Genomic DNA, 13,164 nt, shown 5'->3' on the forward strand with positions numbered 1-13,164 from the left:
AACCTCCGTTAGGCCGTTATCCAGGCAATCACAGGCCGCGTCATATCAGTTGGGCTGCGCGGCGGAAATTTCGCTTTGTGATTGTTTTTCGGCCGTTTGTTGTTGCGCTTCCATCACCTCATCTTGTAATTGTTGATTCTGATTGTCAATCCATACCAAGGTGTCGTAGTAGCGCCTGATGTTATCCACGTAGTGAACCGCCTCGCTGCCTCGGGCATAGCCGTAGCGGGTCTGCTTGTAGTATTTACGCTTCTGCAGCAGAGGCAATACCTTTTTCAGATCGCGCCAGGCACTGGGGTTAAGCCCCATAGATTGCGCCAGCTTGCGGGCATCTTCTACATGGCCATAGCCTATGTTGTAGGAGGCCAGGGCAAACCACATGCGCTGATTCTCCGGAATCGACTCAGGCAGACGATTGAGAATGTCGCTCAGGTATTTGGCGCCGCCGCGTATGCTCTGCTCCGGGTCGAGACGGTTGTCGATCCCCATCTGTTTGGCTGTAGGCAGGGTAAGCATCATCATGCCGCGCACACCTGTGGGCGAGCGGGCATTGGGGTTCCAATGGGACTCCTGATAGGCGGTGGCTGCCAGCTTACGCCAGTCGAGATCGCCGGCATATTCGACGAAGTTGTCGCGGTACTTGGGCAGCCGGCTATCTATGGCTCGCAGGAAAGCGCGGGTGTCCACATAGTCGAAGCGCTTCACATGGGCGAAATATTTCTCGTTCAGGTGGGCCAGGGTGCCGGCTCTTTTTTCCTGATGCCAGAAGCTCAGCAGGTCACTCATCAGCTGATCGCTGCCATTGGGCGGCAGCAGCCAGACCACGGCCTGTCCCTCTCGTAGCACAGGGCCCGCCCTAAGCTCAGGCATATAGCGGCGGTTGATCTCGAAGGTGGTCGAATCGGCGATGGTGTAGCTAATTTCGTCGCGGGCGATCATCGCCAGCAGCTCTTCGCTGTCCTTGTCCCACTGCTGATCCCATACCAGCTCGGGATAGAGTTTTTGCATCTCCGCCAGGGTCTCGATAAAGGAGGAGTCTGAGATCACGGTAATGTTGTCATCCAGCTGACTTACATCCGTTGGGTACTTGGCGCCCTGTTTGTAGACCAGCACCTGATTAACATAGTAGAGCGGCGGCCCCAGCCTGAACTGCTCCCGGCGGCTCTGGGTATCGGCCAGCCCTGCGGCGATCAGGTCTATCTCACCATTTCGCATCGCCTGGTAGAGATCTGTGATGGTGGGGTAGGGCTGCATGTTGAGCGTGAGGCCCTGATGTTTGGCGAAACGCTCGGCCATCTCATAGTCGAAGCCAGCGGGCCCCTGACCCGTTGTGACATAGATCTGCGCACCGTAGAGGGTGCCCACATTGAGCTGGGTTTTCGGCTGGGTTTCAACCGCTTTTGCTGCGTCCACGCGCTCGCCCTGACAAGCTGTCAGTAGCGATACACAGAATAGAATCAGCAGGAAACTTCTCATTAAGTTACTATTTTTTAATCCGTTTTATAAAACGCGGCCGATGATTATATCACAAGCTGGTCAAAGGCAATAATGGCGATTATGTCGGCAGAGTTTGGTTGTTTTTTGTTGGATGATTTTAGCGTTTTGCCAGCTTAAGTATGGGGCATGAATTTGGCGCCGCGCCAGTTTCTTTGTTACGTAAAGCTGTTTTCGCGCTATGGTGATAATAAATCGAGGGAAACGCTGTTTTGAAGCCATGCTACGGATGATTTGTGCCCCACATTTCCCTATAATAGCGCCAGATCTGACCCTGCAATTATAAATAATAAGGTGAAAAGACGTGATGGAGATCATCCGCGGAGCCCCTGCATTATCAGCGTTTAGAGTCCAAAAGCTAATGGAGGCCTGTCAGAGTGCGGCGCTTCCAGTACAAGATATCTATGCTGAGTTCATACATTTAGCCGATTTAACAGAAGCGTTGGACGCTGGCGAAACCCAGCAGCTGGCCAAACTGTTAACCTATGGACCTGCGATTGAAGCACATGCGCCCCAAGGCAACTTGTACTTCGTAACGCCGCGTCCGGGCACCATCTCTCCATGGTCGTCGAAAGCGACCGACATCGCTCATAACTGTGGTCTGAACAAGGTCAAGCGCCTAGAGCGCGGTATCGCCTACTATGTTCAGGCCGATAATCTGGACGACGCCCAGCAGAAGCAGCTGCTTGGCCTGCTGCACGACCGCATGGTCGAAGTGGTTCTGCCAGATTTCGAACAGGCGAGCAGCCTGTTTGCCCGCACCGAGCCTGCGGTCTTTACCAGCGTCGATGTGCTGGGTGAAGGCAAGGCGGCACTGGAAGCGGCCAACGTTAAATTGGGTCTGGCGCTGGCGCCGGATGAGATCGACTACCTGGTAGAAAACTTCCAGCGTCTGAATCGTAACCCTAATGATGTCGAGCTGATGATGTTTGCCCAGGCAAACTCGGAGCACTGCCGTCACAAGATCTTTAACGCCGACTGGACCATCGACGGCGAGGTGCAGCCAAAGTCGCTGTTCAAGATGATCAAGAACACCTTCGAGAAGACGCCTGATCACGTGTTATCTGCCTACAAAGATAACGCCGCCGTGATGGAAGGTTCTGTCGCCGGTCGTTTCTTCCCCGAGCCAAACGGGGTGTACGCCTATCACACCGAGCCTATGCATATCCTGATGAAGGTGGAGACCCATAACCACCCAACGGCCATCAGCCCATATCCGGGTGCGGCCACAGGTTCAGGCGGTGAGATCCGCGACGAAGGCGCAACCGGTCGCGGCTCTAAGCCAAAGGCGGGCCTCACCGGCTTTAGCGTATCAAACCTTAAGATCCCAGGCTTCGTACAGCCATGGGAAGGCGATTATGGTAAGCCAGATCGTATCGTGACCGCCCTGGATATCATGACCGAAGGTCCACTGGGCGGCGCGGCCTTTAACAACGAATTTGGTCGTCCGGCGTTGCTGGGCTACTTCCGTACCTATGAGCAGGAAGTCTCGAGCCACAACGGCGTCGAGGTACGTGGCTATCACAAGCCAATCATGCTTGCCGGTGGTCTGGGTAATATCCGCGAAGAGCACGTGCAGAAGGGTGAGATCACCGTCGGCGCCAAGCTAATCGTACTGGGTGGCCCTGCGATGAATATCGGCCTGGGCGGCGGCGCGGCATCTTCTATGGCCTCTGGCCAGTCGAGCGAAGACCTGGATTTCGCCTCTGTGCAGCGTGACAACCCAGAGATGGAGCGTCGCTGTCAGGAAGTGATCGATCGCTGCTGGCAAATGGGCGAAGCCAACCCGATTCAATTTATCCACGACGTGGGCGCTGGTGGTCTGTCGAACGCCTTCCCTGAGCTGGTGGACGATGGCGGACGTGGCGGTCGTTTCGAGCTGCGCAACGTGCCATCGGACGAGCCGGGCATGAGCCCGTTGGAGATCTGGTGTAACGAGTCGCAGGAGCGTTATGTTCTCTCTGTGGCGCCGGAAAACCTGGAGCTATTCACCGCCATCTGTGAGCGTGAGCGTGCGCCATTTGCCGTGGTGGGTGAGGCGACCGAAGAGCGTCACCTGACCCTGTCGGATGAGCACTTCGACAACAAGCCTATCGATCTGCCGCTAGAGGTCCTTTTGGGCAAGGCGCCTAAGATGAGCCGTGACGTGGTGTCGCAAAAGGCGGACTCGCCTGCGCTGGCACAAGAGACAATTGAGCTGAAAGATGCGGTGCGCCGCGTACTGCGTCTGCCAACCGTTGCCGAGAAGACCTTCCTGATCACTATCGGTGACCGCACGGTTACCGGTCTGGTGAATCGCGACCAGATGGTCGGTCCTTGGCAGGTGCCTGTGGCCGACTGCGCCGTGACCGCATCAAGTTTTGATTCTTACAGCGGTGAAGCCATGTCTATGGGCGAGCGCACCCCGCTGGCACTGCTAGACTTTGGCGCCTCGGCGCGCATGGCGGTAGCCGAATCTATCATGAACATCGCCGGCAGTGATATTGGTTCACTCAAGCGTATCAAGCTGTCGGCCAACTGGATGTCTGCCGCGGGTCACCCGGGTGAAGACGCAGGCCTGTACGAGGCGGTTAAGGCCGTGGGCGAAGAGCTGTGTCCTGAGCTGGATCTCACTATCCCAGTGGGTAAAGACTCGATGTCGATGAAGACGGCTTGGCAGGACGGCGGCGAAGATAAGACGGTTACCTCGCCTATGTCGCTGGTGATCACTGCCTTCGGTGCGGTGCAAGATATTCGTAAGACAGTAACCCCAGAGCTGAGAAGCGACAAGGGCGACACCGAGCTGCTGCTGGTCGACCTTAGCCAGGGCGAGCGTCGTCTGGGCGGTTCTTGTCTGGCGCAGGTATTTGGTCAGCTGGGCGACAAGGCGCCAGATCTGGCCGATGCGGCATTGCTGCGTGGCTTCTTCGAGGTGACGCAGGCGCTGGTGGCCGACAAGGCGCTGCTGGCCTATCACGACCGTAGTGACGGTGGTCTGTTCACTACGCTGATTGAGATGGCGTTTGCCGGTAACACGGGTCTGGATGTGGATCTCAGCGCGCTGACAGGTACTCATTTAGAGCGCCTGTTCAACGAAGAGCTGGGCGCCGTGATCCAGGTGCGCGCGGCCGATAGCCAGGCTATCAAGGCGCAGTACCAGGCGGCCGGTGTGGCTTGCCATGTGGTTGCTAAGCCAGTGGCTGGCGACAGCATCATCATCCGTGATGCAGCGACCGAGGTATTGGCCGAGTCACGCACCGAGCTGCGTACCATCTGGGCCGAGACCACCTATCGCATGCAGGCGATGCGTGACAACCCTGAGTGTGCCGAGGAAGAGTTCAAGCTCAAGCAGGTGGCCGATGCCCCAGGCTTGACCGTGGATCTTAAGTTCGACCCAAGCGAAGATATTGCCGCGCCTTATATCCTCAAGGGCACAGCGCCTAAGATGGCTATCCTGCGTGAGCAGGGGGTTAACTCTCACCTCGAGATGGCCGCCGCCTTCGACCGCGCCGGCTTCGAGAGCCGTGATGTTCACATGTCTGACATTCTCTCTGGCCGTATCAGCCTCGAAGAGTTCCAGGGCCTGGCGGCCTGTGGTGGCTTCTCTTACGGTGACGTACTGGGCGCCGGTGAAGGTTGGGCCAAGTCGATTCTGTTTAACGGCCGTGCCCGTGAAGAGTTCAGCCGCTTCTTCGAGCGTAACGACAGCTTCGCCCTCGGGGTATGTAACGGTTGTCAGATGCTCTCTAACCTGAAAGATATCATTCCGGGTACCGAGCATTGGCCACACTTCGTGCGTAACCGCTCCGAGCGTTTCGAGGCGCGTTTCAGCCTGGTGGAAGTGCAGAAGAGTCCATCCTTCTTCTTCGAAGGCATGGAAGGCTCACGCATGCCGATCGCCGTGTCTCACGGTGAGGGGCGCGCCGAGTTCGCATCGCCTGAGGCGCTGGCCGCCGCAGAGGCGTCTGGCACAATCGCGCTGCGCTTCGTCGATGGCCATGGCCAGGTAGCGACACAATACCCAGAGAACCCTAACGGCTCGCCAAACGCCTTAACCGGTATCTGTAGCACAGACGGTCGCGTCACCATCATGATGCCGCACCCAGAGCGTGTGTTTAGAACCGTGGCGAACTCTTGGCATCCTGACGAGTGGGGCGAAGATAGCCCATGGATGAGAATGTTCAGAAACGTTCGCGCTAAATTAGGTTAACCTAAGCTTAGCGGTTTAATTGATGCAAAAAGGGCCTCGAAAATTCGAGGCCCTTTTTTTATACCCATAAAGAGTTAGTTTAAACCCACACAGATACATGCACTTAGCCTTACTTTATTACATTCTGAACTGCTAAACAGCCATAAAGTAGGGGTATCGATGGTTTTTTCCTTTAATTCGCGCAAATCACGCTTAATGGGATCTGCCCCGAAAATCGCTAAAAGGCGACATTATTTATTTAGCGTCTGCTAAACTAATCTAAAATCATCTAAACCAAGTCGTTAGAAAGTAAAAAGCCACCGCCTTCGAGGAGAAAACGGTGGCCGTTTTGCGCTAACAAAACTTCAAGCAATGGCGGGTTAAGGTGCTATTTACAGCTCTCTTGCAGTATAGAGTTCAACAAAAGTGCGCTTGTAGCTGTTAACTAGACGATCAAATAGGTTTTTCATAACGGATTCTCCACACAGTGATTAATGATGTGAGCGGAGTGTGGCTTGCCGGGCAACTTCACCGGGTTGATTGAGCCGTCTCCTTAACACAGGCATATAGTAAGCAAATGTCGCCAAGAGAACAAACGATTAAAATTGCAAGTTCGCATTAGTAATTTTAATCTCTGGGTGGTGTGTTTGGTGTGGTTTTGATGTTTTTAATTTTGTATACCATTGATTTTGCTTGATTGTGTTGTTAGTTGTGCAGTTGTTTTGGGTTACATATATTGACTCTTTAATTGTTAAATCTTGTTAAATGTTGCGTTTTGCGCGATGTGAGCTGAAATTTGCTAAAAATAGCATTTTTATTAAAACTTACCAGCTTCCTATCACGTTTGCAATGTTTTGGCAAGCGTGTTGCCGGGTGAAGTGTGGCGCCGTCCGCAAAACCCACTATCCGCGCCGTGTTTGATTGATTTGAATCAATTTTGAATGGTATAAAATGGTTAGGGTACGTTTGATATGCCTTGTTGTAAGTTTTTGAAAAAAATAATTTAAATTGATTTTCTCGGCCGTTTTCTGCGACGGGGGTTTAAAAACCAAAAGGTTTTGTGAGCCGCCTCTCAAAAACTGGGGTGAGAGGGCCTTTTTGAGCGTCAGCGACGCTTGAGCGAGGCAAAAAGTTAAAATTTGGCGGTTTGTGAGACTCGGGTCTGACAAATTACTTGAATAATAAAATTCCTAAATAGGCATTTTTCCGGGTTGATGGGGATCTAACCTTGAAGAATGATCGCACCACCTAAGGAGTCACTGATGATTGTTGAAGAGGTTGTAGAGCTCTCGCGCTTACAGTTTGCGCTGACAGCTATGTATCACTTCCTGTTTGTACCTTTGACCTTGGGGCTGGCGTTCTTGCTGGCCATTATGGAATCACTCTATGTGATGACCAATAAGCAGATCTATAAAGATATGACCAAGTTCTGGGGTAAGCTTTTTGGTATTAACTTCGCCCTGGGCGTAACCACAGGTCTGGCGATGGAGTTCCAGTTTGGGACTAACTGGTCATACTATTCTCACTATGTGGGTGACATCTTCGGTGCGCCACTGGCTATCGAAGGCTTGATGGCCTTCTTCCTCGAATCTACCCTGGTGGGTATGTTCTTCTTCGGTTGGGACAGATTCAGCAAGCGTCAACACCTGGCGGTGACCTGGTTGGTGGCCCTGGGCTCGAACATGTCGGCGCTGTGGATCTTGGTAGCCAACGGCTGGATGCAGAACCCAGTAGGTAGTGTATTCAACTATGAAACCATGCGTATGGAGATGACCAGCTTCGCCGAAGTCCTGTTCAACCCGGTTGCGCAGGTGAAGTTTGTTCATACCGTGGCTTCTGGCTATGTGGCCGGCGCCATGTTTGTTCTGGCCATCAGTTCTTACTACATCCTAAAGAAGCGTGATCTGCCGTTTGCCCGTCGCTCATTTGCCATCGCGGCAAGCTTCGGTATGGCGTCTATCCTGTCGGTCATCGTACTGGGTGACGAGTCAGGCTATAAGGTGGGTGAGGCCCAACGCGTTAAGCTAGCGGCTATCGAAGCCGAATGGCACACAGAACCTGCACCTGCGGCCTTTACCGCTGTGGGTTTCCCGAATCAGGAGACCATGCATACCGACTACGCCATCAAGATCCCATATGCCATGGGTATCATCGCCACCCGTTCTATCGATGAAGAGGTGACCGGTATCCGCGACCTTATCGTCGAACACGAAGAGCGTATTCGCAACGGTATGAAGGCTTATGCCATGTTGACCGAGCTGCGCGCCGGCAAGGAAACCCCTGAGCTGCGTGCCGCCTTCGAAGAGGCCAAGGTCGACCTGGGTTATGGTTTGCTGCTGAAGCGTTACACAGACAATGTGGTCGATGCCACCGAAGAGCAGATCAAGGCCGCGGCCAAAGACTCTATCCCATCGGTTGCGCCTATGTTCTGGAGCTTCCGTGTGATGGTTGGCCTGGGTGTCGTCATGCTGTTCGTGTTTGCGGCGGCCTTCTGGCAGAGCACACGTCATCAGATCGAAGAGAAGCCTTGGGTACTTAAGGCGGCGCTATACAGCCTGCCACTGCCTTGGATCGCCATTGAGTGTGGTTGGTTCGTGGCCGAGTACGGTCGTCAGCCTTGGACCATCTCTGAGGTGCTGCCAACCTTCATGTCGGCGTCTAGCCTAACGGCTGCGGATCTCTGGTTCAGTATCATCTCTATCACGCTCTTCTACACAGTCCTGCTTGTGATTGAGCTGTTCTTGATGATCAAGTTTGCACGTAAGGGACCTAGCAGTCTCAAGACGGGCCGTTATCACTTTGAAAACCTAGAAGCTTAAACCGGAGATCTCATTATGTTTGATTATGAAATATTAAGATTTGTCTGGTGGGCGCTGATTGGTGTGCTGTTCATCGGATTTGCCGTCACCGACGGTTTCGACATGGGCGTGGGTGCCTTGCTGCCTATAATAGGTAAGGACGATACCGAGCGTCGTATTATGATCAACTCGATTGCCCCACACTGGGACGGCAACCAGGTATGGTTGATCACCGCCGGTGGCGCGCTGTTTGCCGCCTGGCCTATGGTTTACGCTGTCTCCTTCTCTGGCTTCTATGTGGCCATGATGTTGGTGCTATTTGCCCTGTTCCTGCGTCCCGTGGGCTTCGATTACCGTTCTAAGATCGAAGATCCAAGATGGCGTAAGGCTTGGGACTGGGCGCTGTTTGTGGGTGGCTTCGTACCGCCGCTCATCATAGGCGTGGCCTTTGGTAACCTGCTGCAAGGTGTACCGTTTAACTTCGACGAGTACCTGCGTGCAACCTACCACGGTGGTCTGTTTGGCCTGCTTAATCCATTTGGCCTGCTGGCCGGTCTGGTGAGCGTGTCTATGATCATCATGCAGGGCGCCTCTTGGCTACAGATGAAGACAGAAGGCGAACTGCGCGTACGTGCGGCGACGGCGACCCAGGTGGCTGCGGCCCTGGTTGCAGTGCTCTTCACCCTGGCCGGTGTATGGCTAGCCAATGGTATCGACGGCTATGTAGTGACCTCGACTATCGACACCCACGGCGCATCTAACCCAGCCCTTAAGACGGTTGCGGTAGAGGCGGGTGCCTGGCTGGCTAACTACGACAAGTATCCAGTGACCATGCTGTTCCCAATCCTGGGTATTGCCATGCCGGTACTGGCGCTGCTGGCGAGTCGTTTCAACCGCTCTGGTTTTGCCTTCCTGTTTAGCTCGCTGGCGGTGGCTATGGTGATCCTGACCTGCGGTGCGGCCATGTTCCCGTTCGTGATGCCATCATCACTTGAGCCAAACGTGAGCCTGACCATGTGGGATGCCACAGCGAGTCACATGACTCTGACTGTGATGACCTGGGCGGCCGCGATTTTCGTGCCTATCGTGCTAAGCTACACCATCTGGACCTACTTCAAGATGTTTGGTCGCTTGAGCCGTAGCTACATCGAAGACAACAAGACGTCACTTTACTAACAGGAGCCGACACTATGTGGTATTTTGCTTGGATATTAGGCATTTTGCTGGCGTGTTCTTTCGGTATCATCAACGCCTTGTGGTTAGAGAATACTGAGAACATGGATAGGGATTCAGAGCTTAAAGATTAAGCCATGAATTCTGAATCTAAGAACCCCGTATGAGAATGCGGGGTTTTTTATTGCCAAATGAATTTGGCGGGATTCTTGTTGGGCGGGGAATTGAAGGTCGAATCTTCTCTGATAGTTAATGGCTGCTGCTAGTTGTGTTGGTATTTGTTGAGGTCATATTAAGGTTGTACCTTCATGGCTATCTAACGCCTGCCCGGCGAGGGATGTGCAGATACGCCTGTGAGACGCCGTGAATAAGTCCCTTTAGGCTCTGCCGAAACATCCCTGTTTCGGAAGCTCACCGGCGTATCTACACTCGGTATCTAACGTCTCTTCGATTTGGCGGTATTGGTGTGTTTAAGGTCAAACGGGTAAAAGCTAACTGAATTTTGCCCCAAAATGAGTTAACAAGTTGTCGGAGGGTCAGTAACGAGCAGACTTTCTGGCCTAGAAATTCTTATCGCTACACCCGCGTGGTGTAATTCACTACTCCCCAACCAAAAAACTGGATAACTATACAGTTATATTCAAATCACAAGGGTTTTGAACGATTTTTATCCTGTATTTGTGCGCGTTTTCTCATTTAGGTATAAATAAATGTCTTTAAAATTAAATGCTTACAATATTTGTTAAGTAGATAATAGGTTTGGAAAACGCGCATGCGCGTTTTTCCAAATGGTATATTTGGCAAAATGCTGATAAGTTCAATACATACAGATAGTTAACTGTGCGCGTTTTCACTGGTCCAACGAGGTAAACGCGCATGCGCACTAATAAAATGTTAAATGCTAGGAAGTAGAAAGGATATCGCATGAGTATTCTAGAAGTAGGAGATACTGGATCATTTGAGGAGCTTTCTTCTAAAGAGAATCCCGAAATGTTAGTTGTCTCTTATAATCCACAAATAGAAGCAATGCTTGAAAGGGCCGCTGAGCTTAAAGGTGAGACTTTAAGTGATGCTGAGGTGCTGCGTATTCGAAATAATGCACCTGCAATAGCTATTCCCAAAGATGTCCATAAGGCTACATTTGGTGAGTCCAATCAATAGGCAGGCATTTAACAAGCAGCAGCAACGGACTGTCAAACCTGTCACTCAAATTGCTGCGCAATTACGTGCCAGCTTTGCCAGCCGCTGTGCTGGGCGTTAGGCGATTATGGAGTATTGAGTTGAGTATCGACCTATTTAAGGTAATTGTGGATGAGAAAAGACTTCATCCATTGTTTAAAGAAGTATTAAATGAACCTGCTTATGCAAAAACTCACTCTATCATAAATGAATGGGGGGAGGGTTTACTTGATCGTAGTGGTGAAGCTAAAAAGTTCGTAACTGAATGGCAGACAACATTCAATTCTTCATTTTGGGAGTTGTACCTAAACAAAGCCTTTAAAGAGCTTGGCTACAAAATTGATTACTCTAAAGCGAGTCCAGACTTTAATTTGATAAGCCCTAATAACAGAAAAATATCAGTTGAAGCCGTAACATCTAATCCTAGTACTCAGCAAACTCGGGAGTTAGATAAACAGCAGCTAGACACTGAGTTATTGGGTGAATCAACACTGAAATTAGCGGGAAAGATCCGAGATAAGCATATCTTGTTTATAGGGGATGGTAAGAAAAAGAATCCTTACTCTTCATTAGAACATGTGAAAGGAAATCCTTTTGTATTAGCTGTAGCTCCATTTGATAGGCAGTTAGCACAAAGTCAAAATAACACTGCAATCAATAGAGTCCTTTATGGTGTAGAACCACCAAAAAACTACCATGATCCGCAGGACACAGTTAAATGTGTAATTAATAAAAATGGTAAAGAAGTCGAATTGGGAATTTTTACCAATGATTCTTATAAAGAAATCAGTGCGGTTATTTTTTCAACCACGGGTACTTTTGGTAAAGCGGTATCAATGGCAGGTACTGCAAGCTTCGTTAGAGTTACACGTTTAAGGAGAATGGGCATTGTGGAATTTATGGCTAAAGAGGGTTTAGATAAGCTCGGTCGCTCTGTAAATCCTATAGCGGAGGGGTATGATATTTTTTCTGAACGCGTCTTCTCAGAGGGAGAAGTTTGTGGTCACGATATGTATTTGTACAATGCCGTAGATCATTATGAAACTCACCTGGATGGTTTACAAATTTATCATAATCCTTATGCATTACATCCTCTAGAGCTCGATGATTTTGATGCACCAGAAGTTGTTCATTACTTCTACGATACAGAAGATCAAGTAATGCGAATAAAATACAGAGATAACGCTATGGTTTCGAGGAACACAGTGACCGGCATCGCCTAACAAGTGACTGTGGTGTTTAGTCAATATATTTATCCGTTTTTTGCGCACCACAGCTCCTCGCTTTTAAGCATGGTATTCAAGATCACGATGAGCTTTCGCATGCAGGCGATCAGTGCTACTTTCGGCATTTTTCCAGCCGCTTTGAGACGCTGGTAATAGCGCTTAAAAACAGGATTACACTGTATGGCAGACATCATCGCCATAAACATGACTGTACGTATTCTGTGGCGACCACCACGGATCCTGCGTTTACCCTTGTAAGAACCACTTTCGCGGTTCATGGGAGCGACACCAACTAGGGCGGCAATTTCTTTTCGGTTTAGTTTTCCTAACTCTGGCATTTCACTAAGCAGAGTGTAGGAAAGCACTTTCCCCACCCCAGGAACACTCGTCAATATTTCCGATTTGACGCGCCATTCTTTGACCTGGGCTACGAGCTTATCGAGTTTTTCCGTAAGTTTATCTATTTGCTGGTTAAGTGATTTAAGCAAAGTATTAATTGATTTATGAAGCTCTTTGGGCATGATTTGGAGACGATTTTTTTCCATCGTTGCCATTTCAAGTAGCTGAGTTCGTCTGATTAGTAAGTCTTTGATTATTTTTGACTGTTCATCCGGAAGTTGCTTTATCTCAGGTTTAATGATTGCCGAAAATTGAGCGATGACTGAAGCATCAATTCTGTCTGTTTTCGCCATGACACCGATAGCTTGGGCAAAGCGACGAACTTTGATTGGATTGACGATAACAACGGGTAAATTAGCTTTATCGCAGGCAAAGACAAAGGCATGCTCATAACGACCCGTCGCCTCAGTGACGATACGTTTTACCGGATGCTTCTTAAGTACCTGAATGACTTTCTGGATATGTTCAGGGTCATATGGGATAGATAAATGTAGGTCGAGTGGATGTAGAACGATATCGAGCTGTGACTTACCGACATCAACGCCGACATTGATTTCAGTTTGGTTTTTATGGTTGTTCATTATAAGCTTACTCTGCCTTGCTATACGGGCTCGAGGCCCCAATGACTGTTCGAGTTATTGCTAGGAGTTATGCAGCGCTACCCACTTGTTACCGGTCTCTCGTAAGAGGAGCCGCCATTCAATCGAGCTACTGCATAAAGACCCTC

At 50.6% G+C, this 13,164-nt stretch carries 8 protein-coding genes; 6 read left to right on the top strand and 2 right to left on the bottom strand.

Going from position 1 to position 13,164, the window contains the following annotated elements; all coding sequences use genetic code 11:
* Positions 1–45: 45 nt before the first annotated feature.
* Entirely contained in the window at positions 46–1,476 is a 1,431-nt protein-coding gene (mltF, locus tag AYI87_RS15140; RefSeq protein ID WP_144203487.1) for a membrane-bound lytic murein transglycosylase MltF, read from the bottom strand.
* A gap of 325 nt (positions 1,477–1,801) precedes the next feature.
* Between mltF and purL the strand changes: the two genes are divergently transcribed.
* The 6 genes from purL to AYI87_RS15170 all read left to right on the top strand — a co-directional run bounded on the left by purL (position 1,802) and on the right by AYI87_RS15170 (position 12,035).
* Positions 1,802–5,683, top strand: a complete 3,882-nt coding sequence (purL, locus tag AYI87_RS15145) for a phosphoribosylformylglycinamidine synthase (protein ID WP_144203507.1) — start codon at positions 1,802–1,804, stop codon at positions 5,681–5,683.
* 1,241 nt (positions 5,684–6,924) lie between these two features.
* On the top strand, positions 6,925–8,481 hold the full coding sequence (locus AYI87_RS15150) for a cytochrome ubiquinol oxidase subunit I (protein ID WP_011865104.1): 1,557 nt from the start codon (positions 6,925–6,927) through the stop codon (positions 8,479–8,481).
* Positions 8,482–8,496: 15 nt separating this feature from the next.
* Complete coding sequence (cydB, locus tag AYI87_RS15155) at positions 8,497–9,636, top strand: cytochrome d ubiquinol oxidase subunit II (protein WP_011865105.1); 1,140 nt, start codon at positions 8,497–8,499, stop codon at positions 9,634–9,636.
* A gap of 14 nt (positions 9,637–9,650) precedes the next feature.
* Positions 9,651–9,767: a cytochrome bd-I oxidase subunit CydX gene (cydX, locus tag AYI87_RS15160; RefSeq protein WP_011865106.1), complete on the top strand. Its 117-nt coding sequence runs from the start codon at positions 9,651–9,653 to the stop codon at positions 9,765–9,767.
* Between the two features lie 790 nt (positions 9,768–10,557).
* Entirely contained in the window at positions 10,558–10,794 is a 237-nt protein-coding gene (locus tag AYI87_RS15165) for a hypothetical protein (protein ID WP_144203489.1), read from the top strand.
* A 119-nt stretch (positions 10,795–10,913) separates the two neighbouring features.
* On the top strand, positions 10,914–12,035 hold the full coding sequence (locus AYI87_RS15170) for a hypothetical protein (protein ID WP_144203491.1): 1,122 nt from the start codon (positions 10,914–10,916) through the stop codon (positions 12,033–12,035).
* A 29-nt stretch (positions 12,036–12,064) separates the two neighbouring features.
* On the opposite strand, the gene AYI87_RS15175 is transcribed toward AYI87_RS15170, so the two are convergent.
* Positions 12,065–13,018 (bottom strand): IS110 family transposase, encoded by a 954-nt coding sequence (locus tag AYI87_RS15175; protein ID WP_144203493.1) that lies wholly within the window; start codon positions 13,016–13,018, stop codon positions 12,065–12,067.
* Positions 13,019–13,164 lie beyond the last annotated feature (146 nt).

Origin of the sequence: Shewanella sp. KCT (assembly GCF_007636505.1) — a bacterium.
Classification (GTDB): domain Bacteria; phylum Pseudomonadota; class Gammaproteobacteria; order Enterobacterales; family Shewanellaceae; genus Shewanella; species Shewanella halotolerans.

What these genes read in the sequence shown, in the direction of transcription:
- purL (WP_144203507.1), top strand. Translation starts at nt 1,802, where the DNA reads ATGGAGATCATCCGCGGAGCCCCTGCATTATCAGCGTTTAGAGTCCAA.
- AYI87_RS15150 (WP_011865104.1), top strand. Translation starts at nt 6,925, where the DNA reads ATGATTGTTGAAGAGGTTGTAGAGCTCTCGCGCTTACAGTTTGCGCTG.
- cydB (WP_011865105.1), top strand. Translation starts at nt 8,497, where the DNA reads ATGTTTGATTATGAAATATTAAGATTTGTCTGGTGGGCGCTGATTGGT.
- AYI87_RS15175 (WP_144203493.1), bottom strand. Translation starts at nt 13,018, where the DNA reads ATGAACAACCATAAAAACCAAACTGAAATCAATGTCGGCGTTGATGTC.
- cydX (WP_011865106.1), top strand. Translation starts at nt 9,651, where the DNA reads ATGTGGTATTTTGCTTGGATATTAGGCATTTTGCTGGCGTGTTCTTTC.
- AYI87_RS15165 (WP_144203489.1), top strand. Translation starts at nt 10,558, where the DNA reads ATGAGTATTCTAGAAGTAGGAGATACTGGATCATTTGAGGAGCTTTCT.
- mltF (WP_144203487.1), bottom strand. Translation starts at nt 1,476, where the DNA reads ATGAGAAGTTTCCTGCTGATTCTATTCTGTGTATCGCTACTGACAGCT.